The organism is Pannonibacter sp. SL95, from assembly GCF_026672425.1.
GTDB lineage: Bacteria > Pseudomonadota > Alphaproteobacteria > Rhizobiales > Stappiaceae > Pannonibacter.
This window is the reverse complement of record NZ_JAPPRC010000006.1, coordinates 247,492-273,940: the sequence shown is the minus strand read 5'-3', so window position 1 is coordinate 273,940 and position 26,449 is coordinate 247,492. Positions and strand designations below refer to the sequence as shown.

The 26,449-nt window shown below is 65.6% G+C and carries 22 protein-coding genes and 1 tRNA gene; 14 read left to right on the top strand and 9 right to left on the bottom strand.

Annotated features, from left to right (window positions below; translation table 11 throughout):
• Nucleotides 1–26: 26 nt before the first annotated feature.
• Nucleotides 27–1,349, bottom strand: a complete 1,323-nt coding sequence (locus OVA12_RS18320; RefSeq protein WP_268139849.1) for a DUF3422 family protein — start codon at nucleotides 1,347–1,349, stop codon at nucleotides 27–29.
• A gap of 190 nt (nucleotides 1,350–1,539) precedes the next feature.
• Here OVA12_RS18320 and OVA12_RS18315 point away from each other — a divergent pair, with 190 nt between their 5' ends.
• Nucleotides 1,540–2,382, top strand: a complete 843-nt coding sequence (locus tag OVA12_RS18315; protein ID WP_268139847.1) for an FCD domain-containing protein — start codon at nucleotides 1,540–1,542, stop codon at nucleotides 2,380–2,382.
• 47 nt (nucleotides 2,383–2,429) lie between these two features.
• A complete protein-coding gene (locus OVA12_RS18310) occupies nucleotides 2,430–3,593 on the top strand; it encodes an alpha-hydroxy acid oxidase (RefSeq protein WP_268139845.1) in 1,164 nt (387 codons plus the stop codon).
• 153 nt (nucleotides 3,594–3,746) lie between these two features.
• On the opposite strand, the gene xseA is transcribed toward OVA12_RS18310, so the two are convergent.
• The 3 genes from xseA to OVA12_RS18295 all read right to left on the bottom strand — a co-directional run bounded on the left by xseA (nucleotide 3,747) and on the right by OVA12_RS18295 (nucleotide 7,460).
• Nucleotides 3,747–5,336, bottom strand: a complete 1,590-nt coding sequence (xseA, locus tag OVA12_RS18305) for an exodeoxyribonuclease VII large subunit (RefSeq protein ID WP_268139843.1) — start codon at nucleotides 5,334–5,336, stop codon at nucleotides 3,747–3,749.
• 153 nt (nucleotides 5,337–5,489) lie between these two features.
• Nucleotides 5,490–6,449, bottom strand: a complete 960-nt coding sequence (locus tag OVA12_RS18300) for an IS110 family transposase (protein WP_268139841.1) — start codon at nucleotides 6,447–6,449, stop codon at nucleotides 5,490–5,492.
• Nucleotides 6,450–7,124: 675 nt separating this feature from the next.
• The gene (locus OVA12_RS18295; RefSeq protein ID WP_268139839.1) at nucleotides 7,125–7,460 is read right to left on the bottom strand and encodes a DUF1127 domain-containing protein; all 336 of its coding nucleotides are present in this window, start codon (nucleotides 7,458–7,460) and stop codon (nucleotides 7,125–7,127) included.
• Between the two features lie 244 nt (nucleotides 7,461–7,704).
• Between OVA12_RS18295 and OVA12_RS18290 the strand changes: the two genes are divergently transcribed.
• Together OVA12_RS18290 and OVA12_RS18285 are read left to right on the top strand one after the other, a co-directional pair.
• Nucleotides 7,705–8,583 carry a LysR substrate-binding domain-containing protein gene (locus OVA12_RS18290; protein WP_268139837.1) on the top strand — a complete coding sequence of 293 codons (879 nt, stop codon included), beginning with the start codon at nucleotides 7,705–7,707 and terminating at the stop codon, nucleotides 8,581–8,583.
• Nucleotides 8,584–8,632: 49 nt separating this feature from the next.
• Entirely contained in the window at nucleotides 8,633–9,310 is a 678-nt protein-coding gene (locus tag OVA12_RS18285) for a glutathione S-transferase family protein (protein ID WP_268139835.1), read from the top strand.
• 53 nt (nucleotides 9,311–9,363) lie between these two features.
• Here OVA12_RS18285 and OVA12_RS18280 read toward each other — a convergent pair whose 3' ends face one another.
• Both OVA12_RS18280 and OVA12_RS18275 read right to left on the bottom strand, forming a co-directional pair.
• On the bottom strand, nucleotides 9,364–10,296 hold the full coding sequence (locus OVA12_RS18280) for a DMT family transporter (RefSeq protein WP_268139833.1): 933 nt from the start codon (nucleotides 10,294–10,296) through the stop codon (nucleotides 9,364–9,366).
• 93 nt (nucleotides 10,297–10,389) lie between these two features.
• Nucleotides 10,390–11,016 (bottom strand): hypothetical protein, encoded by a 627-nt coding sequence (locus OVA12_RS18275; protein WP_268139831.1) that lies wholly within the window; start codon nucleotides 11,014–11,016, stop codon nucleotides 10,390–10,392.
• 78 nt (nucleotides 11,017–11,094) lie between these two features.
• On the opposite strand from OVA12_RS18275, the gene OVA12_RS18270 reads away from it, so the two are divergent.
• From OVA12_RS18270 to OVA12_RS18260, 3 genes are all read left to right on the top strand, one after another.
• Complete coding sequence (locus OVA12_RS18270; protein WP_268139829.1) at nucleotides 11,095–11,799, top strand: type 1 glutamine amidotransferase; 705 nt, start codon at nucleotides 11,095–11,097, stop codon at nucleotides 11,797–11,799.
• Nucleotides 11,800–11,912: 113 nt separating this feature from the next.
• On the top strand, nucleotides 11,913–13,067 hold the full coding sequence (locus OVA12_RS18265) for an acyl-CoA dehydrogenase family protein (protein WP_268139828.1): 1,155 nt from the start codon (nucleotides 11,913–11,915) through the stop codon (nucleotides 13,065–13,067).
• Nucleotides 13,068–13,117: 50 nt separating this feature from the next.
• Nucleotides 13,118–13,657, top strand: a complete 540-nt coding sequence (locus tag OVA12_RS18260) for a GNAT family N-acetyltransferase (RefSeq protein WP_268139827.1) — start codon at nucleotides 13,118–13,120, stop codon at nucleotides 13,655–13,657.
• An 85-nt stretch (nucleotides 13,658–13,742) separates the two neighbouring features.
• Here the strand turns inward: OVA12_RS18260 and OVA12_RS18255 are convergent, their stop codons facing one another.
• Both OVA12_RS18255 and OVA12_RS18250 read right to left on the bottom strand, forming a co-directional pair.
• Nucleotides 13,743–14,270 carry a phasin gene (locus OVA12_RS18255; RefSeq protein ID WP_268139825.1) on the bottom strand — a complete coding sequence of 176 codons (528 nt, stop codon included), beginning with the start codon at nucleotides 14,268–14,270 and terminating at the stop codon, nucleotides 13,743–13,745.
• Between the two features lie 340 nt (nucleotides 14,271–14,610).
• The gene (locus OVA12_RS18250; RefSeq protein WP_268139823.1) at nucleotides 14,611–14,994 is read right to left on the bottom strand and encodes a phasin; all 384 of its coding nucleotides are present in this window, start codon (nucleotides 14,992–14,994) and stop codon (nucleotides 14,611–14,613) included.
• Nucleotides 14,995–15,470: 476 nt separating this feature from the next.
• Here OVA12_RS18250 and OVA12_RS18245 point away from each other — a divergent pair, with 476 nt between their 5' ends.
• From OVA12_RS18245 to OVA12_RS18225, 5 genes are all read left to right on the top strand, one after another.
• A complete protein-coding gene (locus OVA12_RS18245; RefSeq protein ID WP_268139821.1) occupies nucleotides 15,471–19,784 on the top strand; it encodes a PAS domain-containing sensor histidine kinase in 4,314 nt (1,437 codons plus the stop codon).
• Between the two features lie 205 nt (nucleotides 19,785–19,989).
• Nucleotides 19,990–20,066 (top strand) — tRNA-His (locus OVA12_RS18240).
• 380 nt (nucleotides 20,067–20,446) lie between these two features.
• Nucleotides 20,447–21,274 carry a sulfite exporter TauE/SafE family protein gene (locus tag OVA12_RS18235; RefSeq protein WP_268139819.1) on the top strand — a complete coding sequence of 276 codons (828 nt, stop codon included), beginning with the start codon at nucleotides 20,447–20,449 and terminating at the stop codon, nucleotides 21,272–21,274.
• The gene (locus OVA12_RS18230) at nucleotides 21,274–21,999 is read left to right on the top strand and encodes an AzlC family ABC transporter permease (protein ID WP_268139817.1); all 726 of its coding nucleotides are present in this window, start codon (nucleotides 21,274–21,276) and stop codon (nucleotides 21,997–21,999) included. Before OVA12_RS18235 ends, OVA12_RS18230 begins: the two co-directional genes overlap by 1 nt.
• The gene (locus tag OVA12_RS18225; RefSeq protein WP_268139815.1) at nucleotides 21,992–22,312 is read left to right on the top strand and encodes an AzlD family protein; all 321 of its coding nucleotides are present in this window, start codon (nucleotides 21,992–21,994) and stop codon (nucleotides 22,310–22,312) included. Before OVA12_RS18230 ends, OVA12_RS18225 begins: the two co-directional genes overlap by 8 nt.
• On the opposite strand, the gene OVA12_RS18220 is transcribed toward OVA12_RS18225, so the two are convergent.
• On the bottom strand, nucleotides 22,309–23,877 hold the full coding sequence (locus OVA12_RS18220) for a bifunctional aminoglycoside phosphotransferase/ATP-binding protein (protein WP_268139813.1): 1,569 nt from the start codon (nucleotides 23,875–23,877) through the stop codon (nucleotides 22,309–22,311). The genes OVA12_RS18225 and OVA12_RS18220 overlap by 4 nt on opposite strands.
• Nucleotides 23,878–24,026: 149 nt before the next feature.
• On the opposite strand from OVA12_RS18220, the gene OVA12_RS18215 reads away from it, so the two are divergent.
• The gene (locus OVA12_RS18215) at nucleotides 24,027–24,407 is read left to right on the top strand and encodes a hypothetical protein (RefSeq protein WP_268139811.1); all 381 of its coding nucleotides are present in this window, start codon (nucleotides 24,027–24,029) and stop codon (nucleotides 24,405–24,407) included.
• A gap of 283 nt (nucleotides 24,408–24,690) precedes the next feature.
• On the top strand, nucleotides 24,691–26,361 hold the full coding sequence (locus tag OVA12_RS18210; protein WP_268139809.1) for a thiamine pyrophosphate-binding protein: 1,671 nt from the start codon (nucleotides 24,691–24,693) through the stop codon (nucleotides 26,359–26,361).
• The last annotated feature ends 88 nt before the right edge of the window (nucleotides 26,362–26,449 follow it).

Genomic DNA, 26,449 nt, shown 5'->3' with positions numbered 1-26,449 from the left:
GTCCAGACGGGGGCTGCGGTCTGGTATCAGTGTTTCTCGTCCGGCTCGGCATGATGGGCGCGGATCCGGCGGACAGTCCACCACACCGCCAGCATGACCAGCGGAACGGACACGCCAGCCACGAGCCCGGGATCGGGCATCGGTGCGCCAAGCTCCTTCAGGCCCTTGGCCAGATATCCCACCAGCCCGACGACATAGTAGCTCACCGCCGCAACCGACAGGCCTTCCACGGTCTGCTGCAGCCGCAGCTGCATCCTGGCGCGCCGGTTCATGGAATCGAGCAGCTCGCTGTTCTGGATTTCCATGTCCACGTCAACCCGGGTTCTCAGCAACGTCGTTGCCCGGGCCAGCTTGCGCGACAGGTTGATCTGGCGGTCTTCCACCGACTGGATCGTGCGCATGGCTGGCGCCAGCCTGCGCGCCAGGAAGGATGACATCGCCAGCAGCCCGGCAACAGGCGCCTCGTCAATCGTGCCGAGCCGCGCCTGGACGATGTCGTGATAGGCACGGCTTGCGCCAAAGCGATAGGCGCTTGATGCTGCCCCTGCTTCCAGATCAGCCGCCAGATCCGACAGCTTCTGCAGCAGTTCACGGTTGCCGCTGACATCGGTCGCCACCCGCATGCGGTTGGTCAGGTCCACCAGTTCCTGCTCGATGCGGCGCACATCCGGCGACAGGCTGATCGCCATCGGCAGGCCCAGCAGCGCCAGCGTGCGATAGGTCTCCACCTCGATCAGCCGCTGCGCCAGCGCCCCGGTCTGGCTGTCGCCCATGCCGCGGTTGACCAGCAGGATCCGGGTCAGGCCATCGCCGTCCTGCCGGAAATCCGTCACCGCGATCGCACGGCCCTCCTCCGACTGCAAGGCCGCGAGGCTTGCCGGGTCGAACCAGCGCGCCAGCTGGTCGGCAGCCGTGCCCTCCGCCTCGATCACATCCAGCCGGGCGGCGGCCAGCATCGGCCCCGGCGCGCGGAACCCGGCGCCAAACGGATGCCCGGCCGGCACCGGGCCGAAGGGCTGTTCACCAATCGGGGCGGCGTCATAGGTATAGGTGATGAACTCGGCGTGCTGTTCCCAGCGCAGCGTGCCGCCGGCGATGGCCAGCACATGCGACCGGTCGCCCTCGCCGGGCCGCGTCGAGCCGTGACTGGCGCACAGTTCGGCGAACCACAGCCTGTCCTCTCGCGCCGCCGCTGCATCGACCGTGAAGGCATAATGCAGCATCAGCCGTGGTGAGCTGACCGGCCGGAACGGCCTTGCATGCATTTCCCCCAGCACCGCCGCCCTGAGCGGATGCCGCTCGAATGCCGGCAGCCGCGTGCCGCCCTGTGCGTCCCAGGTCTCGCTCATGTCGCCCAGCCCCCTCGCTTGGTTCCCCAAGGTGACGCGACAGCCCCCTGCCTGTCATGCAAGAAATCACGAGGAGCGCCAGCCGCGACACCACGTCCCAGCCACGGCAGGCGCTCAGCACCGATGGCGAAACAATATCCCTTGCAATTGGACAAAATTTTTGACCAATTAAGCGACGGGAGAGCCGCGCATGTTCACGAAGATCAATCATGCCCGCACCGCCGACGCGGTGGTGGATCAGATCGAAGGCCTGATTCTCGCCGGCGTCCTGCGCCCGGGGGATCGCCTGCCCGCCGAACGCGAGCTTGGTGCGCTTGTCGATGTCTCCCGCCCCATCCTGCGCGATGCGCTGAAGACGCTCGAAGCCCGCGGCCTGATCGTCAGCCGCCAGGGCGGCGGCACCTTTGTCGCCGATCTCATCGGCACGGTGTTCTCCGAGCCCGTTGTCGCACTGATTGCCCGCCATCCGGCTGCCATCGAGGATTATCTCGACTTCCGCCGCGACATTGAAGGCCTTGCCGCCGCCCGCGCCGCCGAGCGGGCAACCGAGGCCGACAAGGATATTCTCGCCCGCATCGTCGAGGCCATGGCCGAGGCCTATGCTGCCGAGGACAGCGTTACCGAAGCCCGGCTCGACGTGGAGTTCCACCAGGCCATCGGCGAGGCGGCGCACAACATCGTCCTGCTGCACACGCTGCGCGCCTGCTACCGTCTCCTGGAAACCGGCGTCTATTTCAGCCAGCAGAAGCTGTTTGGCCATCCCGGCGCGCGCGAAGCGCTGCTGGCCCAGCACCGCAGCATCCTTGCCGGCATCGTGGCCGGCGACGCTGCCAGCGCTCGCGCGGCGGCCGAAGCGCATATCGAGTTCGTGCGCCATGCGCTGGCGGAGGCGGAGCGGGACAGCGCCCGTGCCGCCGTCTCCAGCCTGCGCCTGACCCAGCGGCTGGCCGGCCTGCCCAAGCCACGGCGCGGCCGGACCAGGCCGCAGCCCGCACCTGACGAGACGACGGCGCCGGCGCCGCAAGACCTCTAGACACCGCCAGGCACCTAGCACCACGCATCCGGGGAGGACAGAGACACATGCCCATCATCACCGAGATCGAAGACCTCAAGCGGCTGTACAAGCGCCGCGTGCCGAAGATGTTCTACGACTACGCGGAAACCGGCAGCTGGACGGAGCAGACGTTCCGCGAGAACTCGTCCGACTTCGACGAAATCCGCCTGCGCCAGCGCGTCGCCGTCGACATGGCCGGCCGCTCCACCGCGTCGAAGATGGTTGGCCAGGACTGCACCATGCCGGTGGCGCTTGCCCCGGTTGGCCTGTGCGGCATGCAGTCGGCAGACGGCGAGATCAAGGCGGCGCGTGCTGCGGAAAAATTCAGCGTGCCCTTCACCCTGTCGACCATGTCGATCTGCTCGATCGAGGATGTGGCGAGCCACACCAGCAAGCCCTTCTGGTTCCAGGTCTATACGCTGAAGGACGATGACTTCATGAAGCGCCTCTTTGCCCGGGCAAAGGACGCGAAGTGCTCGGCCCTGGTCATCACCGTCGACCTGCAGGTGCTGGGCCAGCGGCACAAGGACCTGAAGAACGGCCTCAGCGCCCCTCCGAAGCTGACACCCTCCTCGATCCTGAACCTTGCCACCAAGGTGCCGTGGGGTCTTGAAATGCTGCAGACCAAGCGGCGCTTCTTCGGCAACATCGTCGGCCATGCCAAGGGCGTCACCGACCCGTCGTCGCTCGGCAGCTGGACGGCAGAATCCTTCGACCCCTCGCTCGACTGGGACCGCATCCGCGAATTCCGCAGCTGGTGGGACGGCCCGGTCATCCTCAAGGGCATCCTCGATGCCGAAGACGCCAGGCGTGCGCTCGATGTCGGGGCCGATGCCATCGTCGTGTCGAACCACGGCGGCCGCCAGCTCGACGGCGCGCTGAGTTCCATCCGCATGCTGCCGCAGATCATGGATGCCGTCGGCGACAAGATCGAGGTGCATCTGGACAGCGGCATCCGCTCGGGCCAGGACGTGCTGAAGGCGCTGGCCCTCGGCGCCAAGGGCACGATGATCGGCCGCGCCTTTGTCTATGGCCTGGGTGCCATGGGCGAGGCCGGCGTCACCCGGGCGCTGGAAGTGATCCACAAGGAGCTGGACGTCACCATGGCACTCTGCGGCGAACGCAACGTCGCCGACCTCGGCCGCCACAACGTCCTCCTGCCGGATAACTTTGCCACGCGCTGGAGCTGAGGAGGCTGGCAGATCGCCTAAGCCTTTCCCCTTCGTCGCTCCTGCCTGCGCAAGAGCGACGAGGGATAAGACGTCGGGCGGGTCCCATACTACGCCCCCCTCGTCGCTCCTGCGAAGGCAGGAGCGACGAAGAAGGCACGGCAAGCACTTTCTTCAGAACAGCGAGCCCTGGTTGCCTTGCGGTCCCGGCTCGGCCTTGGGCCTCACCGCTCTGGCCTTGCGCGGGCTGGCGGTTGCTTCCGGTGCCCCGTCACCGCCATCGCTGACAATGGCGCTAAGGCGGCCGGCGGCCACCTCGATGCTGAGCTCGGAGCCGGCCGGCGCATCGGCCGGATCGCGCAAGGGCTGGCCATCGGGTCCGCGCACCAGCGCATAGCCGCGCGCCAGAACATCCTTGTAGGACAGGGACTTCAGCAGCTTTTCCTGGGCTTCCAGCCGCTGCCGCCGATCCTGGTTGGCCTGGGCGGCAGCGCGGGTCAGCCGCGCGAACAGATTGTCCAGCCGCTCGGCGCCAAGCCGGATCTGCCGGGTCAGGGGCTGGGGCGACAGGCGGCTGGCAGTCGCGGTCAGTTTCTGCTTCTGAGCCTGAACGGCAACACTCAGCGCCCGGCTCTGCCGTTCGCCAAGGCCGGTCAGCCTGTCGCGCGCCTGCAGCGTGCGGCGTGACAGGGTTGCCGGCGTGAGCAGCGTCTCGGCCCGCACCAGCCGCGTGCGCAGCGCCCGTGTGTTGACCGTCAGCGCCCGTTCGAGATTGCCGCTGACAAAGTCAAACCTCTGCCGTGGCAAGGCAAGAAGATCGCGCGGCACGGGAAGGGCTGCCGCAGCCGCGCGCAATTCGGTGCGGCGTGCGCCAACCAGCCGCACAAGGCCGGAGTTGAGCCGGCGCGACAGGTCATCGACGGCCGCCATCAGCTCCGCCTTCACCGGCACGGCCAGTTCGGCAGCACCCGTCGGCGTCGGCGCGCGCAGGTCGGCCGCCAGATCGATCAAGGTCCAGTCGGTTTCATGGCCAACGGCCGAGATCAGCGGAATGGCGCTCTCGGCAGCGGCCCGCACCACCTGTTCATCGTTGAAGCCCCACAGATCCTCCAGGCTGCCGCCACCGCGCGCCACGATGATAAGATCTGGGCGCGGGATCGCTCCCCCGTCCATGAGGGCGTTGAAGCCGCGAATACCATTGGCAACTTCCGCACCGCTCGTCTCGCCCTGCACGCGCACGGGCCAGACCAGCACATGCAGCGGAAACCGGTCGGCAAGGCGGTGCAGGATATCGCGGATCACCGCACCGGTCGGCGAGGTAACGACACCGATCACGCGCGGCAGCGCCGGCAGCGGCCGCTTGCGTTCGGCGGCAAACAGCCCTTCAGCGGCCAGCTTGCGCTTGCGCTCTTCCAGGAGGGCCATCAGCGCCCCGGCGCCTGCCGGCTCCAGCGCATCGATGACCATCTGGTACTTCGACTGGCCGGGGAAGGTCGTCACCTTGCCTGTGGCAATCACCTCAAGCCCTTGCTCGGGCTGGATCTTCAGCTTGGAAACCGCGCCCTTCCAGATGACGGCAGCGAGCACCGACCGGTCATCCTTGAGGTCAAGATAGATATGCCCGGAGCCCGGCCGCGAAATTCGTCCCAGCTCGCCCCGCACCCGCACATAGCCAAAGGATTCCTCAAGCGTCCGCTTGATGGAAAACGAGATGTCGGAGACCGAGTATTCGGCAACATTCGAGGGAGCAGTCGGTTCGGCCACGCGTGCGATTCCGGTTCCTGGAAAACCGCGCCAAGGTGACCCGCCCCGGCGCCCCGGTCAACCCGCCCTCTCCGGCCCCCTTGCGCTTCCCACGCAACCTGGCCGCCTTCCTCCCCCCGCACAAGCCCCCGCGCCTCGCCTTGCTCCGCGTCATCAACTCTGTTGTTGTGCGTTGTGCCTGATCCTTGCGTTCAGGATGACGATGATCTTTCGCATGAGGGCGGCGATTGCGAGGATTGGCTTCTTCCCGTTGTTGATAAGCCTTTGATAGACCTCCTTTAATGGCCCGTTTGCGCGGCTTGCGGACAAGGCGGCCATGAAGAGGGCCGGCTTGACGGTGGAGCGTCCGCCATGCATCCGGCGATATCCCTTGAGGGTTCCGCTGTCCTTGGGATGAGGGGCGACCCCGGCGAGGCTTGCGGCCTGGCGCCGGTCCATCGTTCCCAGTTCCGGCATGGTTGCGGCGAGGGTGATGGCGGTGCGCTTGCCCACGCCCGGCAGGGAGCAGCAGACCTCGATCCGGCGGGCGAGCTGCGGCGAGGCGTCGACGAGCGCCTCGATGGCGGCGTCGATGGCCTCGATCTCGTGCAGGATCGCCCGCAGGATGACCTGGCAGGAGCGGCGGATGATCGCGATGCCAGGTCCCTCTCCGGGGATCTTTGAGCGGTTCTGCTCGGCCACCTTGAGGGCGAGAAGCTCCTGACGGCGGGCATTGAGGCTGGCGAGTGTGCTCTGGGTCTCATCGGCCGGCGTGAACAGGGCGAGTGTCTTCCAGCGCTCCTCGCCATAGCGGGCCAGAGCCTGGGCATCGATGGCGTCTGTCTTGGCAAGACGGCCGAAGGACCGGCTGAATGCCTTGACCTTAACGGTATCGGCCCGGTGGCAGGCAAGGCCTGCTGCCGTCAGTTCGCCCACCAGCAGGCGCTCGTGGCCGCCGGTCGGCTCCAACACGCACAGGCAGTCGGCCGACAGGCCTGTCAGCGCCTTGCGGATGCTGGCGGAGCGGTTGGGGAAGGTCGTGACACGGCCGGTGGCGGTGTCGAAGGCGGTGATGCTGTCCTTGGCGACATCGAAGCCGCAGACATGGGCGGGAGGCTGCTGCAGGGCGGGCATGGCCGTGCTATCCTTGACGTGCTTCGGATTGTTTGCGGGCGTGGGTGTCAGCCAGAGGCCCAATCAACTCTCCAAGCGGGAAAAGGGAAGCGTCAGGGAGCCATGATGACAGCGGGTGAAAACCCGACCCCGGGACGGTCGCCTGACGCTGAAGCTGCGGGTTAAGGGTCGCAGCTTCCCCTTTACCCTAGCACCTCGGACAACAAACAACCCCGGGCGAGCAACGCGAGACCCGGGGCCCACTCGTTCGCAGAGCGTTGATTTCGTTCGGCACTCTCCGTTCCGAAGTGCCCAGTCATGGTGTTTTTCAATGGCTCTGCAAGCGAGTAGGCCCCGGCTCCGCGCTACGCTTGGCCGGGGTGACGCCGGTGTTTTGCTGCCACGTCCAGATCCGATGTCCCGCCCCGCAAGCAAGAAAACACCCCGCGACGTCCCGGCCTTGAGCCGGGACCTGGTAGGATGTCGAGGTGACTGCCTCACAGGTCCCGGCTCACGGCCGGGACAGCGTGGAGGATAGATCGCAATGCATGCCAACATCAGCCCATAAAAAAAGGCCCGCCGGTGAAGGCGGGCCAGGCAATGTCGGCAAGGCAATCGCCGACGGGGCTGCAGGTTTGGTCGCTGCCGGCCGGCTGCGGGGGGAAGCGGGCCGGCAACATCCGGGAGAAACAGGGGTTACACGGCAAGACGTGCCGGTGAGGACAGCGGGGGACGGGTGGCGGCCGCCTCGGAGAGGTCGATGATCACGGCGGACGGGAGATCCGTCTGCGGTTCCGGCTGGCCGAACCGTTTGGTAGACCGGCTGTCGACGAGGGCAGCTGATGGATCCGCAAAAAGCGGTGTTCCCATGGCTGCTCGAACATCCCCCCGGGTGAGGCCGATGTCGCGCAGTTGCTCATCGGTCCAGGTGGTGAGTTCAGCAACCTGACGGCGATTGCGGAATGCACGCCACACCTTCGCGACAGATCCGGAGAGCCGGCTGATCAGCGGGGCAAGGGCAAGGGCGTACATGACACAAATCTCCTTCGTTTTCGGAAAACGCTTTTCCGAACAAACAGTTCATCATCTTTGGAACCGGCAGCAGCTGGGAGCCCGTTGCCGATGTCGCGACAATGCCGAGCTTGAATGAATTGATCCAACGAATGTTTCTTATGGGTTCGATCATGATTTGTGATAATCTGAGGAGGAACACTTATACCCTCGCGTCATCAGCGGCTTGCCGGTCGCCTTGGCGTTCGGGGCCCGGGAGAGATGAATGCTGGACCTGGATCAGCTGCGAACTTTTGTCGCCATCGCGGAATACGGCAGCTTCACCCGCGCAGCTGAGGTGGTCTACAAGACCCAGTCGGCGGTCTCGATGCAGATGCGGCGTCTGGAAGAGCGGATCGGGCGCCCGATCTTCGCCCGCGATGGCCGGATGTCACGTCTGACCGAGGACGGGGAAAAGCTGCTGCACTACGCCCGCCGCCTCGTTCAGCTCAACGACGAGACACTTGCCGCCTTCGACGAAACCGAAGTGCAGGGCTGCGTTCGTCTCGGCACACCGGATGACTACGCAGACCGCTTCCTGCCGGAGATCCTCGCCCGCTTCTCCCGGTCCAATCCGAAGGCCGAAGTGAGTGTGGTCTGCGCCCCGACATCGAACCTGATCGATCTGGTCTCGGCGAATGAGCTCGATGTGGCGATCATCACCCACGTCGAAAAGCCCGACCGGCCGCAGAGGGATGAGGTCATCCGGCGCGAGCCGCTGCTCTGGGTCGTCTCGGCGCGCCATGCGGTCGAGAACGAGGAAATCCTGCCGCTGGCGCTTGGTCGCGCCACCTGCAACTGGCGCCGGGCGGCCCTCTCCGCCCTCACCTCGGTGCAGCGCCAGCACCGGCTGCTTTATTCCAGCTGGAACTCGACCGCAGTCGGCGCCGCGGTGCTGGCGGGCCTTGCCGTTTCGGTGCTGCCGGAATCAGCCCTGCGGCCCGGCATGAGAGTGCTCAGCGAGGCCGATGGTTTCCCGAAGCTGCCGGAATGCGAGATCGCGGTCATGCGGTCCTGGCATCAGCGGTCGCGTGTCACCGAAGCGCTGGTCGAGCACATCATGTCCTCTCTCGACAATCTTTCCGTGCCCCAAGCCGCCGAGTAACATCGTCAAGCCTCGCCACGCCGCCTTATTTTCTCTGGAGATCCCGGTCATGCGCCTGTTCATCGGCAACAAGAACTATTCCTCCTGGTCGCTGCGGCCCTGGCTGCTGATGCGGGAACTTGGCATTCCCTTCGAGGAGCAGCTTGTTCCGTTCGGCACCGATGCCTGGAAAACTGTCTCCACACTCTCGCCGACCGGCAAGGTTCCCTGCCTGGTCGATGGCGAGATCATCGTCTGGGATTCGCTCGCCATCAGCGAGTATCTGGCCGAGGGAAATCCGGCCATCTGGCCGGCAGACCGCGAAGCGCGCGCCTTTGCCCGCTCGATCGCCTCGGAAATGCATTCCGGCTTCCAGGCCCTTCGCTCCATGTGCAGCATGAACTGCGGCCTGAAGGTGCAGCTGAATGAGGTCAGCCCGGCGGTGGCGCGGGACTGGGCCCGGATCGACGCAATCTGGCAGGAAGGCCTGTCGCGCTTTGGCGGGCCGTTCCTGGCTGGCGACCGCTTCACCGCCGCCGATGCCTTCTATGCGCCCGTGGTCTTCCGCGCCCGCACCTACTCGCCCAGCCTTTCGGCAGCCGCCAGCGGCTATGTCAGCACCATGCTGGCCTTGGCCGGCATGACATCCTGGTTCGAGGCCGCCCTTGCCGAGCCCTGGCGCGATGCGCCGCACGAAGACGAAGTCCGCGCCGCCGGTACAATCCTGGAAGACCTGCGCAAGGCGTGATCCGGACCGCTCCGACAGAAGCGTCCCGGACCGGTCCGGGACGCTTCTGTTGCTTATTTCGCCTTCAGCATCATGATGTTGCCGGCAAGGACCAGCCCCAGGCCGATTAGCGCGGCCGGGGTCCAGTGGTAATTCTCCACCACGGTCGAAACCGTCAGTGCCACGACCGGAAAGATCACGGTCGAATAGCCCGCCCGCGCTGACCCGATGCGGCCGAGCAGGGTCAGGTAGGAGGCAAAGGCCACCACCGAGGCGATCACCGCCAGATAGGCCAGGCTGCCAAGATAGACCGGCGTCAGCGGCACGGCGAAGCTGTCGCCGCGCAGGAGGCAGAACAGCCCGAGGAAACAGGCGCCATAGATCATGCCCCAGGTCGTTGCCGGCCGCACGGCGATCCCGGACTTCTGGTTTGAGGCCGACACCATGTTGCCCATGCAGAAGGACAGCGTTCCGGCAATGCAGAGGCCTAGTCCCTTGGCGGCATCGACGTTCAGTTCCGCCCCGACAATCTGCGGCCAGAACATCAACGCAATGCCGGAAAACCCGGTCAGCCCGGCCAGCAGCATGACCAGCTTCGGCCGCTGCGCGAACAGCAGGAAGCCGAGGATCAGGTTGAACACCGACGCCAGCGAGAACACCACCGCCAGCAGGCCAGAGGGCAGGTACTGCGCGCCGTAATAGAACAGGGTGAAGTTGGTCGAGAAGATGAACGCCCCAAGTCCGGCGAAGCGCAGATGCGCCTTTAGCGGAAAGGCCAGAAGCCGGTCCCGGGCGGCAAGGCTCCAGGCCAGCATGACGAGGGCCGCCAGGACGAAGCGCCAGAACACCGACACCTCCGGCACCACGCCCGCCACCTGCCCCTTCATGGCGATCCAGCTGAAGCCCCAGGCGAAAATCGTCATGCCGTAAAGGCCGAAATCGGTCGAGGTCAGGCGCGCCGCGCCCGGTTGGGCGGTCTGGGCGGACATTGGGGTCGTCAGGGACATGAATTCTCCCGAAAGGGCATGAGTTTGTCAGCGTGCCCGCACAATCCTCCGCGCGCCAGCCAAACACAAATGAGAGTTCGTGAACTCATCCATTCACAACGCTGAAGCATCGCGGGCGGACGGATGCCAGATCGGCCGATAGCCGGCACCAAGCGCGGCCCGCGACAGGGACGGCGTCAGCACATGGAGAGGAAGCCCCGCAGGCATGATCCCGGCTGCGGCATAGCCGGCCGGTGTCCAACGCAACAAGCCTTTGTTGTACAAGGCAAAAAACTCGCCATCCTGGCTGAAGACCGTCCCATCCGGACAGCCGGAAAGATCAGTCATCCGCTCTCCGGACCAGCCACGGCCGCGCTCCTGCGCCAACCGCCGATCCATTTCGTCCGCGCCCGGACTGCATTTGAAATCAAGGACTTGCGCTATCGCTCCGGCGTACGCCCGCGCCGCATCACGGCGGCATTCGAAACAGGGTCGATGCCCTGCAGCAAGCGTCGTGACCTCGTCCAGAAAGAACAGCTCGGTATAGCCCTGCCCCATCACCTGCCGCTGACGGCCCTTGAAGGACAGCACGCAGCAGATCCAGCGCCGGCTGGCCTGCTCTCGGATTATCTCTTTTGTTTCAACATCATGGATGCGGCCACCACGATTGCCCATGACGGTACCGCGTGCCGCCTCGGCAACAATCCGGCCATCCGGCCACACGCGATTGCGATAGCTCATCCATCCGTTCCCTGTTGACGAGACACAGGATATTGCCGATTGAAAGTCCAGACCACACGGAAGCGGAGCCTTGCCGTCATGCGCGTTCTTGCCATCGAGAACTATCAGGACACACCTTATGGCAACGTCGGCCGCGCGCTGGAAACGGCCGGGGTCGAGGTGGTCAAGATCCGCGCCTTCGAGGGCGAGCCTGTCCCCGCATCCGTCGACGGCTATGCCGGACTGGTCGTGTTCGGCGGCGGGCAAAACGCCCTCGACGATGAGGGTTCTCCTTTCCTGCCAAGGGTTTGCGACCTTATCCGCGGTTTCCACCAGGCCGAGCGCCCGGTCATGGGCATCTGCCTCGGCTCGCAGCTGATCGCCCGAACCTTTGGCGGCCGCAACATCATTGGCCGGCCAATCGAGTTCGGCTGGCATGACGTGACCCCGACCGACGCCGGCCGCGCGGACCCGGTGTTTTCAGCCCTTGGCGATGGCGCGCCGCTGTTTCACTGGCACAATGACACTTTTGATCTGCCTCCCGAAGCGGTGCATCTGGCGACCAGCCGGCAGACGGTCAACCAGGGCTTCCGGCTGGGCCGAAGCACCTATGCCTTCCAGTTCCACTTTGAAGCCGCCTTGCCCGAAGTGCTTGACTGGTCAGAGACTTTTGCCGGCATGATCGCCTCTGACACTCCGGATTGGTCGGAGCGGTTGCCCGTTGAAGCCGAGCGCCATGCTGCCCGCGCTGATGCAACCGGCAAGGCGCTGGCCGAAGCCTGGACCCGTTTGCTCGGCGCCTGATCCGGCGCATCCTCCCTTTGGAGGGCAGGTTCCGGCGTGCCACCCCCTGCCCTTTCGCCGAAGCTCGCGCCATATTGCGCAGCAACAGCCAGAGGACCGGCACCGGAGGCATCATGCATTTCGACCTGACCGAAGAACAGCAGCTCATCGCCGACACAGCCCGCAAACTGGCGGAAGACAGGATCGCGCCGCTGGCCGAAACGCTGGACCGGGGCGAAGGCCGCGTGGAATTTCTCAGCAATCTCAGTCTTCTGGCCGAGAACGGCTTCATGGGTCTTAACGTCCGCGCCGAATATGGCGGCACGGAAGCGGGCACGGTTGCCTTCGCGCTTGCCATCGAGGCGCTTGCCCGCGCCTGCGCCTCCACCGCGGTCACCTGTTCTGTCAGCAACATGGTCGGCGAGGTCATCCAGGCGGTCGGCAGTGACGCCCAGCGCGCCGCCTACCTGCCCAAGCTCTGCGACGGCACCTATCCCGCCGGCGGCTTCTGCCTGACGGAGGCCGGCGCCGGATCGGACCCGGCCGGCATGCGGACGCGGGCGGTGAAGGACTGCGACAGCTATGTCCTGAACGGAGCAAAGCTTTACATCACCTCGGCCGAATATGCCGGCGTCTTTGTGGTCTGGGCGGTGACAGATCCGCAAGCCCCTAAGGGCAAGGGCATTTCCTGTTTCCTCGTGGAAGCTGGAACGCCCGGCCTCGTCATCGGCAAGGCGGAGAAGAAGATGGGCCAGACTGGCTCGGCCACCAACGAGGTGCTGTTCCAGGACTGCCGCGTCGCGGCCAGTGCCCTGATGGGCCCTGAAAACGGCGGCTTCCGCACGGCCGTCGGCGAACTGGCGGGCGGGCGCATTGGCGTTGCGTCCCTGGCTCTCGGCATTGCCCGGGCCGCGATGGATGCGGCCAAGGCCTATGCCCGCGAACGGCAACAGTTCGGCCAGTCACTGGCCGACATGCAGGGCATCCAGTGGATGATTGCCGACCGCGAAACCGAGCTGGAGGCGGCGCGTCTCCTGATCCTTCAGGCCGCCTGGGCCAAGGACCAGGGCCGGCCCTTCGGCAAGGAGGCTTCCATGGCCAAGCTCTTTGCCTCGGAAGCCGCCCAGAAGGCGACCTATACGGCGTTGCAGATCCACGGTGGCGCAGGTTACATCAAGGACTATCCGCTCGAACGCCACGCTCGTGACGCGCGCATCACCACGATCTACGAAGGCACCAGCGAGATCCAGCGGTTGATCATCGCCCGCGAGGTACTGAAATCAATCTGACACAGGACTGCGTCATAGACCGCTCCTGTTCCAATGCGAGCGCGACCTCCATGACCTTTCCCGCTCTGACGGGCACACCTGTGCTTGAAACCGAACGCCTGATTCTGCGGACATTCATCGCGGCTGACCTGCCGGCGTTCCGCGCGTATGCGACGTCGTCCGACCGCACCCGCTACACCGGCGGCCCCAAGCCCGAATATGCAGTTCAGGAGAAGTTCGCCTCCATGATCGGTCATTGGCGCCTGCGGGGCTTCGGGCGGTTTGCGATCACCTGCCGGGAAACAGGACGCGCGATGGGTCATGTCGGTCCCTTTCAACTCACCGACCTGGCCGGCCCGGAACTGACCTGGACCCTGTGGAGCGATGAGTTTGAAGGGCGAGGCTTTGCCCTTGAAGCGGCAAGACGGGTCAATCTCTGGTTGGCGAGGGACCTCGGCTGGCATCATGCGCACTGCGAAATCGACGCAGACAACACGCCCTCCCGCCGGCTTGCCGAGAAGCTTGGCGGCGAACTGGACGGGGCCGCGGCAGCGGGGTGGATGGCCCATGGTGTGACGTACAGGTTCGATCTTGCTTCGGTCATGTCCTGAGACTGACGTGGCGCCATCAACAAAAAGCCCCGGCGCTTGCGCACCGGGGCTGAATGTCGTGATCGATCAGCGGCTGCTGATCTGATCAGGCAGCCTTGATGTCCTTGAAGGACTTCTCGACGGCTTCCTTGACCGGCGAAGTGACGTCGGAGGTCAGCTTGGTGGCGAACTCCTGCATGTCCTTGGCCTGGGCGCTCAGCGCGTCGAACTGCTGGCGAGCGAAGGTCGACTGCAGCTCGATGGCTTCAGCGACGGTCTTGACGCCCATCAGGTCCTTGAAGAACGAGAAGGTGGCGTCGGTGTTCACCTTGGCAGCGTCCAGCGCCTTCATGTTGAACTCGACAACGCCCTGACGCGAGGTCTCGAAGGTGTCTTCGAGCAGGTCGGTTGCCTCTTCAGCAGCCGACTTCACCTTGGAATAGGCGTCACGGGCCTGTTCGATGCCCTTTTCGGTCATTTCACGAACCATTGCGGGAACTTCGATCTTCGGCATGGAAAAAGCCTCGAAATCAGAGAAAGGGGAAGCGGCGGTTGCCGGCTTGGTGGTCTTGGTTGCGCGCGCCTTCGGGGCGGCCTTCGGTGCCGTGGCTTCCGGCGAAATTTCAACGCTCATGTGTCATCTCCTGCTGGGGCCGGAGCCGATCACGTGGCAATCGTCCGGCATGGGGGACGTGGACGGCCGTGCCGCCCGTCCCTCCGTCATCCGCAGGGTTAATATAGGTGAGGCCGTGCTGCATTGCAACATTATTTTGCAGTGCACAATGAAAAGTAACGCAGGGTCATTCCGTGCAGTAGGAAGCTGCAAGGATAAAATCTCGTAGCGTCAACGACTTGACTGAATGGCGGAATGCCAGCCTCGTGCCGGCGCATCCGGTCCTGCCCATGGCAAAGGCCACGGGCAGGATGATCTGGGTGAATCTTTGTCGCCGGGACAAAGGTCAGAAGACGGACAATCAGTCCTTGGCTGCGCGGGCCGCATCCTGCGCGGTACGAGTCGCGGCATCGCTGATTTCGCGCGCCTGCTCGCCAAGCTGCTCCATCTGGCTGCGCAGGTAGTCCTGCTGCAGCTTCATCATTTCTTCCATGTCCTTGGCGCGCACCATCTGCTGGGCGAAGCGGAAGGCGGCATCGACATGCTCCTCGGCATAGCCGAAGGCCTTGCGGTTGATGTCGGAAGCGCCGGACTGAACCGCAGAAGACGAGCCTTCCACATTGGCGACCGCCTTCTGGGTCACCGACATGAAGTCGTCGAACGCCTTACGGGCCTGGTCGACGCTTTTTTCTGCGAAATCCCGCATCTGTTCGGGAATTTCGAAACCGTTCTTGTCCGTAGCCATTCCTGCACTCCCCATCATGATTTCGCAAAACAGGCGATCGACGGGAAAGGCCCGCACAGCGCCCGCGCCACAGACAGCAGCTTCCACGCAAGGGATGACCTGACCATGACAGCCAGCCCGCGCACGCGGCAGTTGCCTTGTCAAAATTGGTAGCATGGGGTCTTCCCCTCGGCAATCGACCAGGATGAACCCTACCGTCGCGGCAGCGTGAAAGCTTCTGGCAAGCTCTGCCGAACAACGGGCACAAAGGTCCGATTGATTAGAAAAAACCCTTTGGGATTAACCACAAGGCAAGGCGCGGTCTGGCAAGGGCTCCCCAGTCATGGACGCCCTCGGGCTTTGACGGTATTAACTTGATGTTTACCGGATTGACCGCTGCCAACGGCAGTTGTGATGTCCGGCGAGACGCCCCGCCAGCAGCCGCGCCAGATCGGCTCGAGGGGGTTTCGGAATTGCGGCACCGCAGAGGGAACCCGATGGACCAGCACCTGACGACTTTCCTGGCGCTCAGCGCCCATGCCGAACTTGCTCCGCTGATCGTTGCTGAGCGCCCGGCGTGGCTGTGGAATGCCACTGGCGACCGCGTGCTGTGGGCCAACGCTGCTGGCGCCGCCTTCTTTGATGCAAGGTCGCCCCAGGCGCTGGCAAGTCTGTCCGGTCTAGACCGGGCGCAGGCACGTCCGCATCTTGCCCGCATCGCAACAACTGGTCCAGTGGATCGGCCGAGCCTTGAACGGCTGCGCTTCTACAAGGGACTGAAGGTTGTCCTGTTCACCTGCCAGTGCCGCCGGCTTGTGCTTGGCACCGGAGAAAGCGCCGCACTCATCATGGCCGCGGATGGGCCCGTTCAGACGTCCAGACCCGACGCAGAGTTTCTGGCGCTGATCGCCGCCGGAGCCCCCGGCATGACACTCGCGCTCAGCGACGCCGCCGGCCAGCTCGTCGCCCGTGACGGCGCGGATGCGAATGCCCTGCCCGCCGTCATTCCGCCGCAGGAAGACCTCGTGCAGGTCGCCGGTCGTGCCCACAATCTGATCCGCCTGCCGCTCGGCACCGCGCGCCATCTGATGATCGTCGACGAAGAACCGGCCGAGGAGTTCATCGAGCCGGAACCCAGCGCTGCCGCTGAGGCCGAGGCGCTGACCCCGGCCGAAACCGTCAGCCTTGTGGAAACGGCTGCAGATCTGCCGGAGGCAGCAGACGATGCGGACGTTTCGGTGACCGTGCAGGACACCACCGCGGAGGTGACGACGGCCCATGTCGACATCCCGTCCGACATCGCGGCCCCGCAGCCGCTGGACCCGGTCTCAGGCGCCAGCACTTCCGAGGCGGCGGCCTCTCCCCTAGATCAGACACCGGCGACGCCGTCGGGCGACACCAGCTCCGAGGTCGACGCCACCGCTGGCAGCTTTGCCCTGCGTGACCGTCCGGTTCGATTCGCCTGGAAGATGGATGTCGACCAGCGCTTCACGTTCCTGTCGCCGGAATTTGCCGATGTGCTTGGCAGCCGGGCCGCCGACATTGTTGGCATGACCTGGGCCGAAGTGGCCGCCCGCTTCGGGCTGGATCCGCGCGGCAGCATCGCACGGGCCCTGTCGCGCCGCGATACCTGGAGCGGCAAGACCGTGGACTGGCCCGTGCCCGGCTCGGGCCTCAGGGTTCCGGTGGACATGGCCGCCCTGCCGGCCTTTGACCGCCGCCGCGTCTTTGAAGGCTATCGCGGCTTCGGCGTGTTGCGGCCGGCTGACGCTCTGGAAGACGAGGAAATTGCAGCCCTTGAGGCACAGGAGGAGTTGACGCCTGAGCCGGCCGGCGCTGAGCCGTTGGAGACCCTGGCGGCACCGGTTGTTCCCGGTAGCGAAATGGAAGCCGCGCCAGCCGAAGCGGACGCTTTGGCTGCTGGAACCGTCGCAACTGTGCCCGATTCCGCCCCTGAGACGACGCTGGCGGACGTGATCGTCGACGTCGTGGGCGAAGTGCCTGCGGGCGCCACTGCCCTTGCGCTTGCCGTCAGCGAAGGCGAAGCGACTGCGACCACGGCGGATGACGATGCGAACCACGCCGAGACGCTCTCGCTTGTCGCCGAGCCAACGCTGGCGAGCGCGCCTGTCGCCGACGAACTAGGCGAAACGGCACCTTCCCTGTCCGCAGCCGACACCCTGTCAGAGCCGGTCAACCCCGTTGAGTTGACGCCGGCCGAACCGGAGAGCGAGGCTGTGTTGCCGGCACCAGCCTCCGAATGGATCGCGGACTTGAAGGCAGCGCCGACACCGGTAAAGGACCTGGAGCAGGATCTGGTGCCGCAGCCGTCAACGACAGCCGATCTGTTCGAAGCGCCGGCAGCGCGTAAGGACGACACGCTGGCCGGCATCGACAGCACCAGACCTTTGCCGCCGAAGGAAATCGAGAAGGCCGTTCGCACCCTGGCGCGCGAGTTCGACGCCGTGCTGGAGCGGCGCGCGGCCCGCAAGGCCGCCGAGGCTGCCCCCGTGCGCGCCTATCGCGAGACCCCTCCGGCAGAACCGGCGCCGGCACGGATCGAGCAGCCCGGCGTTGAAACTGCCCCGGTAGCAGCCGCGCCTGTGCCGGCCACGCCGGAGCCGCAGGACGATCCCGCCCAGGCGCTCGTTTCGGCGCTCGCCGCCGCCGGCCCGCAGATCGAAGAGATTGCCCTCACAGCGGCCGAAAGGACCGGGGACAGCGAAGCACTGCCAGCGGCAGAGGAAGCCTTGGCCGTCGTGGAAGACGCAGTTCGTGATGAGGCAGAAGCCCATGTCGCTCCGGCCGCTGAAGACGCCGTGCTGGTCGAGGCGGATGCCGCCGAGCCCGCGCATACCGAAACGCTGTCCGAGGCAAACACGGACAGTGCGCCTCAATCACTTGAGGATGATATCCATCCCGAGCTGCAGCCTGCGTCTGAAGACGCGCCAAGCACTGAGTTTGAACCTGAGGCAGAAACACCGGCCGCGCCGGTGACGGACGCGCTGCAGCCGGCCGCTGATCCAGTCCCGGAGAGCAAGTCCGAAAGCCGTGTCGTGCCCTTCACGGCACCGGGCGGTATCCGCGTTCCGCGCATGGTGCCCGTCGACACCTCGCGTCTGACCAAGCCCGAGCGCGCCGCGTTCCGCAAGATTGCCGAGGCGCTTGGGGCAAGGCTTGAGGGGGACTTCGAGGAAGAAGAGGACGATGCGGCCGCGGCAATTTCCGCCCAGCCGGCACCGCCCGTAGAACCTCAGCGCCCGGTTGCACCGCCGGCAGAACCGATCGACCCGCGCCTGCTGGACCGTCTGCCGATCGGCATCGGCATCGTGCGCGACCGCGAGGTGCTTTACGCCAACGAGACACTGCTGGCGCTGCTCGGCTACCCCCATATCGAGGCGCTGGAAGAGGCCGGCGGCTTCGAGGCGATCTTCGTTGATCCTGAGCACATGCCCGGCGACCGGCTGGAAGGCACCATTGACGAGGCCATGCTGCTTCGCCGCGCCAATGGCCGCCTGTCGCCCGTCGATGCCCGCATGCACACGGTGCCCTGGAACGGCGGGCGCGGATTGATGGTCTCGATCGTCGAGCGGGTCACGGCACCGGCGGCCACCGTTCCGGCACAGCCCCAGCCCGTGGAGATACCGCAACCGTCCGGCCGCTCTGCTGATACAGACCTTGCCCTGTCATTGGCGCGCGAGCAGATCGCCGAGATGGACACGATCCTGGAGACTGCGACGGACGGCGTGCTGTTGCTCGACCGGTTCGGGACGATCCTGAAGGCCAATGGCTCGGCGGAGGCGCTGTTCGGCGCCGCCCGGTCCGACCTCGTCGGCGCGCCACTGACAGAGTTCCTGGCCCAGGAAAGCCACCGCTCGGCGATGGATTATCTCGACGGTCTCGCCCGCAATGGCGTGGCCAGCGTGCTCAACGATGGCCGCGAGGTGATCGGCCAGGTGTCGTCCGGCGGGCTGATCCCGCTGTTCATGACCATTGGCCGTCTCGGCTCCGGCGAGGGGCTGAAGTTCTGCGCCGTGCTGCGCGACATCACCCAGTGGAAGGCGGCAGAAGAGGAACTGACCAAGGCCAAGCGGCAGGCGGAGAACGCCAGCTCGCAGAAGTCCGATTTCCTCGCAAAGATCAGCCACGAGATCCGCACGCCGCTCAACGCCATCATCGGCTTCTCGGAAGTGATGATCGAGGAGCGCTTCGGCGCCATCGGCAACGAGCGTTACAAGGAATATCTCAAGGACATCCGCACCTCCGGCTCGCATATCATGAGCCTGATCAATGACTTGCTCGACTTGTCGAAGATCGAGGCGGGCAAGATGGACCTGACTTTCGAGGCCGTGTCGGCCAATGACATCGTGCGCGAATGCGTGGCCCTGATGCAGCCCCAGGCCAACCGCGAGCGGGTGATCATCCGCGCCAGCCTGCCCGGCACCGTGCCCAATGTGGTGGCGGACCTGCGCTCGCTGCGCCAGATCGTGCTGAACCTCCTGTCCAACGCGATCAAGTTCAACAAGTCGGGCGGTCAGGTGATCGTCTCAACGGCGCTGGAGCCGTCGGGCGAGGTCGTGCTGCGCGTGCGGGACACGGGCACGGGCATGAATGCCAAGGATCTGGCCGCCGCGCTGGAACCGTTCCGCCAGGTGCACACCGCCCGTCACGGCGGCGGCACCGGCCTCGGCCTGCCGCTGACCAAGGCGCTGGTGGAGGCCAACCGCGCCGGCTTCAAGATCGACAGCGTACCGGACCAGGGCACGCTGGTGGAGATCACCTTCCCGCCGCAGCGCGTGCTGGCGGAATGAGGACCTAACTCGAGACACCGGGCCGGCAACCACGCCGGCCCGGTCTATGCCCTTGAACTCATTCGCCTGTTGATCTTTTTGTGCGTGACGTGAAATGGCGCTTGAGATCGCAGGCCGCCTCGGATAGATACCCCCTTGCAAAGGGAACGACTGCAAAGTATGTTCCGCGCCACTTCGCAAGGCCTCAGCCGCCTTGCCGCCCCGTGCAGACGTAGCTCAGTTGGTTAGAGCGTCGGATTGTGGCTCCGAAGGTCGGTGGTTCGAATCCACCCGTCTGTACCATCTCTTCTTGACTACACTCATCGTCAGTCCACGCAAGGTTTTCGCCTCGAGCTGAACTATTGCATGCAACGTGATCTTCGCCCTGACGGAAAAACGCCTTCACCAGCACCAAACGGATCTGGCCAAACGGGAGCAGCCACGTATAGTGGTCTGACCTTCCATCTGCCGTGCCGTGATCCGTCTGCCCCGGACGCGCGGGCGGTGTGAGCGGAGTGAGAGCATAGACCTTCGTCGGTCCGGATGTGTGTGCGTCTGGCGACTGACGGTCGTCTGTGCTCAAAGGGGAACAACAATTGCATTCCGGCCAGCGCGAACCGGCGTGGCCTCCCGCATCGGATGCGGGCTGCACGCTGGTCAGGCCAAGGCCGTTCGGGGTCTTCATGGACGATCTATCCATTGCAACGCTGGCGCTGCTTGCCGGCTCGCTGCTTGCCACCGGCTTTGTCACAGGCATCATCGCCGGCCTTCTCGGCGTTGGCGGCGGCATCGTCATCGTGCCGGTGTTCTATTATGTGCTGCCGCTGATCGGCGTCAGCGAAAACGTCGCCATGCATCTGGCCGTCGGCACCTCGCTGGCCACGATCATCGTCACCGGAGCCTCCTCGGCGCGGGCGCACATGAAGCGTGGCAGCGTCGACAAGGACCTGTTGAAGCGCTGGTGGCTGCCGATCATGGCAGGCACGGTTGCGGGCGGCGTCCTGGCCGGCAACGTCTCGGGTGGCATGCTGACGCTGATCTTCGGCACGGTTGCCCTGCTGGTCGCCCTCAACATGGTGCTGCGCAAGGAAGGCACCGGGATTGCCGACAGTCTGCCGGGCGCGCCCTTGCGTGAGCTGCTTGGCTTCATCATCGGCGGTATCTCGGTGATGATGGGCATCGGCGGCGGCACCCTCGGCGTGCCGATCCTGACCCTGTTTTCCTATCCGATCCGCCAGGCCGTCGGCACCGCGTCCGCCATCGGCCTGATCATTGCCGTGCCGGGCGCGCTGCTGGCCATGGTCTACGGCTGGGGCAATCCGGATCTGCCGCCGTTCTCGCTCGGTTATGTCAACCTGGTCGCCTTCCTGCTGATCGTCCCGACCTCGGTCTATTCCGCCCCCATTGGCGCCAAGCTGGCGCACACGCTGCCGCCAGCCAAACTGCGGCTGGTGTTCGCCGCCTTCCTGTTCTTTACCGGCGCGCGCATGATCTGGGGTGTGTTCGGCTGATGGGAGGACGGGCACCGATTACCGCCGAAGGCATGTGGCTGGGGGCGCGGCTTACCGTGCCGCTCGTGCCGGGCATCATCACCTTTGCCGCCGTGTTTGGCACCGTCTGCGCCCAGAAAGGGCTGACGATTGCCGAGACGATGCTGATCAATTCCTTCGTCTTTGCCGGGGCGTCGCAGTTTGTCGCCATGGAGCTGTACCGCGATCCCGTAACTCCCACCGTGCTGATTGCCATGACGGGCATCGCGGCGGCGGTGAACCTGCGTATGTTGCTGCTGGGGGCCTCGTTGCGTCCCTGGCTCGGCCAGTCACCGGCCTGGCAGGTCTATCCTGGCCTCTATTTCCTGACCGACATGAACTGGCTGCTGGCCCTGCGTTACCACGCCGAGGGCGGGCGCGACTGGGGTGTCTATTTCGGCAGCGGCATCCTGCTGTGGCTGCTCTGGACCGTTTCGGTGGTGCCGGGCTACTACCTCGGGCAGCTCTTTGCCGAACCCCAGAAATGGGGGCTGGATCTCGTCATGCCGGCGCTGTTCATCACCATGCTGGTACCGATCTGGAAAGGTCGGCGGCAGACGCTGAGCTGGCTGGTCGCGGCGGTTGTCGCGGTGGCCAGCTGGCAGCTGATCGGTGGCTACTGGTTCGTGCTGACCGGAGCCATCGCCGGCGCAGTGGCCGGGGCCTTCATCGACGACCCGGAACCGAAGGAGCCGGCCCGTGGCTGAGAGTGCCTGGACCATCGACGGCCTGTTTTTCCTCACCGTGCTGGCCATGACGGCGGCGACCTATTCCATGCGGGCGGGCGGCTACTGGATCATGGGCCGGGTGCCGCTGACCCCGCGCGTGCGGCGCGGGCTGGAGTCCCTGCCCGGCGCCATCATCGTCTCCACCATCCTGCCGATCGCACTGAAGGGCGGCCTGCCGGCGGCCCTTTGCCTTGCGGTTGCAGCCGCCGGAATGGCGGTTCTGCGCAAGGATATTATCGCCGTGTTCTTCGGCGTCGCGGCCGCCGCCGCCGCGCGGGCGGCCGGGCTCTAGACCCCGTCCAGAGCGTCCCTGACAGCCGCCAGCGACGCCGCCGCGTCTGCGCCGGTCTCGATGCGCCTCCAGTTCAGCGGACCGATGTCATAGGTCAGCTGGCGCGCCACGATGGCTGCTGTCGCGTCGGAGGCATCGCCCTTGCGGGCGGCAACACGGGCGGCAAGGATCTGCGGGTCAGCTTCCAGCCAGAACCCGGAAAAGGACAGCTCCAGCGCGGCCGCCAGAGCCGCCACCTCCTCCCGCTCGCCCGGCTTGGCGTAGACGGCATCCAGGATCACCGAATGACCGGCTGCAAGGGCGGCACGCGCCTTGTCGACCAGGACCGCATAGACCGCATCGCTGGCGGCCTGGGTGTAGGCCTCCGGCGGGGCGGGCTCGGTTTCGGCGATCCCCAGGCCACGCTTGCGTTCGATGTCGGAGCGCAGCACCCGCGCGCCCGGCAAGGGCGCAAGGTGGGGGGCCAACGCCCGCGCCACCGTCGACTTGCCGGAGCCGGACAGTCCCCCGACGGCGACAAGACGCGGTGTCGCCGGTTCAAGCGCCTGCCTGGCAAGCGCAAAATAGGCCTGCGCCGCCCGGCGCTGCCCCTCGGCAGCCGTTTCGCATCGCTGGGCGGCGATGCTCGACGCGGCAATCTTGGCGCGGATCGCAGCCCGCATCGAGATGTAGAAGGGCAGCGCGGCAAGCCCGGCTTCGCCCCCTGGCAGCGGTGAGAGATCCAGATAGCGGTTGAGGAGACGGCAGGCCCCCGCCGGCTGACCGCGCTCGACCAGATCCATCAGGGCGAACGCCAGATCATACAGCACGTCACCGGTGGCGACGGCGTCGTCGAACTCGATGGCATCAAAGAGAAGCGGCGCCCCGTCCACAATGGCGACATTGGCAAGATGCGCATCGCCATGGGCAAGCCGGATCAACCCCTGCCGCCCCCGGGCAAGGATCAGTTCGCTGAGCCGGCCGTGTGCAGCACGCGCGGCCGACCCAAGGGCAACAACTTCACTCTTCGGAAACAGCTCCGGGAAGTTGCGAAAGGCCGCGTCGTTCTGCTCGATGTAGCTGGCAAGGTCGGCAAGCCAAGGGCCGGCCGGACGGATCCCCGCACCCGTATGCGCGCCGGCAAGTGTTGCGGCCAGTTGGTCCAGCAATGGTTCCGGAAGTGGTCCGGCCAGGGCAAGGCGATCCAGCGTCTGGGTCTCGTCGAACCGGCGCATGTGCACCAGCGGTTCAACCGGGGTTCCCTCGCCGCCCAGTGTCAACGCGCCCGCCGCAGACTGGAAGATGGCGGTCTCGCCGAGATAGAGCCCCGGCGCAAAGAGGCGATTGCGGCGCAGCTCAGCGGACACGGCCTTGCGCCGCAGCTCGAGCGTTGAATAATCGAGAAACGGAAAGCGCACGGCCCGTTTCATCTTGTAGGCGTCGGCGCCGATCAGGAACACGATGTTGGCATGCGTGTCGATGCGCCGCGCGCCCGGCGCTGCGGCCACCAGCGCGTCGAGCACGGCAAGCGCTGGCTGCTGTCCCCCCGCTTGCTGATCTGTAGTCTGGTCTGTGCCCGTCTGCATTGGGTTCCTCCGCGTCTGGCCCCGGTTTCAGACTGTGCCGAGCCGGACGGGGGCGAATTGACCTTTCTCAATGTCAGGCGACAGACTTGTGACACTGTGAACAGGACAAGACTGTCGGCAAAGGGTCGGCAGCATGGAGGGACACACCCATGAGCAGCGGCCTTGGCCTGAAGAAGATACGCCTCAATCTTGCCCGGACGAAGGAGCATCCGAACGGCTCGTCGCAGCACGGCTATGAATTCGTCGCACCGCTTGATGAGACGGCTCATATCGACGCGGCTGCCTGGAAGAAACTGCGTGACCATTGCCGCGTCCGGCGTTTCTGGGGCAGCGAGGAAGAGGAAATCGGCCACCTGATGCACCGCCCTGGCGGCTCCTGGGCCTTCCGCTATGACATCGAAGGCGATGACGACGACGAGGCCGGCTACCGCTTCGGGGCGCACGCCTTCGAGCCGGGCGAGTATGTCTCGATCCGCGACGAGGACGGCGACCTGCACACATTCCAGGTGGTCACGGTTCAGCCCGTCTGACGATTGCAGAAACAGGGAAACCGGCGCTGACTTCATTCCGTTTCTGACTGAAGTCATTGCAAAAAGCCGTGCAGTTCCGGGCCGGTTCGCCCTGCCATCGCCCTCCGACTTGCGCTATAGGTCAGACTGATGCGGGGATCCTGTCCGACAGGAGGCCCCGACAGACCGGATGCCGGTCCCCTTGCCCGCTGCGATGGCCGCGCGGGCGGGGCCGGCAGGACCGGACCAGGGTGCGACGGCGGTCCTGCTCGCGGACGCCGCAGACGGAAGGCAGAACCAGACCATGGCGCAGAAGACCGGCGGCCAGCTCCTCGTTGAGGCTCTTGAAACCCACGGCGCGGAGCGCGTGTTCTGCGTGCCGGGCGAAAGCTATCTCGCCGTTCTTGACGCCCTGCATGATGCGCGCATTCCCATCACCATCTGCCGTCAGGAAGGCGGCGCGGCGATGATGGCGGAAGCGCATGGCAAGCTGACCGGTCGTCCCGGCATCTGCATGGTGACGCGCGGACCCGGCGCCACAAATGCCTCCGCCGGCGTGCATGTGGCTGCGCAGGATTCGACGCCGATGATTCTCTTCATCGGCCAGATCGAGCGCGGCATGCGCGAGCGCGAGGCCTTCCAGGAAGTTGACTACCGGCAGATGTTCGGCGGCATTGCCAAGTGGGTGGCCGAGATCGACCACGCCGAACGGGTGCCGGAGTTCATCTCCCGCGCCTATCACGTCGCAACCTCCGGCCGGCCCGGTCCGGTGGTGCTGGCGCTGCCGGAAGACATGCTGGTGGAGCTTGCCGAGGTGAGCCAGCCGCAGCCCTGGCGGCAGGTGGAGACCCATCCGGGCCTGACCCAGATGGCCGACCTGCAGAAGCGCCTGTGGGCAGCCGAACGCCCGATCGCCATTCTGGGCGGCAGCCGCTGGACCGAGGAGGCGGTGGCCGCCTTCACCCGCTTTGCAGAGCGCTTCGACCTGCCGGTCGCCTGTTCCTTCCGCCGCCAGATGCTGTTCGACAACCTGCATCCGAACTACGCCGGCGATGTCGGCATTGGCGCCAATCCGAAGCTGCTGGCACGCATCAAGTCGAGCGACCTGATCCTGCTCGTCGGTGGCCGCCTGTCCGAGATGCCGAGCCAGTCCTATTCGCTGCTGTCGATCCCCGAGCCGGCACAGCAGCTGGTGCATGTGCATCCAGACCCGGAGGAACTTGGCCGCGTTTACCGCGCCAGCCTGCCGATCAATGCCGCGCCGACCGGCTTCTGCAAGGCCGTCGAGGGGTTGCAGCCGCCGACCGCGCCGAAGAACGCCGGACAGGCCGCCGAGGCCCATGCCGACTATCTGGCCTGGTCCGGCGCACGGCCGCAGACGCCGGGTGCGCTGCAGATGGCCGGCGTGATGGATCACATCGAGGCCGAGATGGCCGCGGACACGATCTTCACCAATGGCGCCGGCAACTATGCAACCTGGCTGCACCGATTCCACCGCTTCCGCCGCTTCGCCACGCAGGCCGCACCGACGTCCGGCTCGATGGGCTATGGCCTGCCCGGCGCCATTGCCGCGAAGCTCGCCTTCCCGGAGCGCAACGTCATCTGCTTTGCCGGCGACGGCTGCTTCCAGATGACCATGCAGGAGCTGGGCACGGCTGTGCAGGAAAATGCGGCTGTGATCGTGCTGGTCATCGACAACGGCATGTATGGCACCATCCGCATGCACCAGGAGCGGCATTATCCCGGCCGTCCTTCCGGCACGAAGCTGGTCAATCCGGATTTCGCCGCACTTGCCAGGTCCTATGGCGCCCATGGCGAGACGGTGCGGGAGACGGAGGAGTTCGGGCCCGCCCTCGCCCGGGCCAAGGCCAGCGGCAAGCCGTCGGTGCTGCATCTGCTCATCGATCCGGAAGCGCTGACGCCGGCAGCCTCGCTGTCTGAGATCCGGGCTGCCGCGGAGGCCGCCAAGGCCTGAAGCCACAGCCTGAATCCACCGCCCGAATCCGTTCCGTCTTGATGCGCGTCAAAGTCTGGACACGACAATGGACCTATTGTCGGATGTG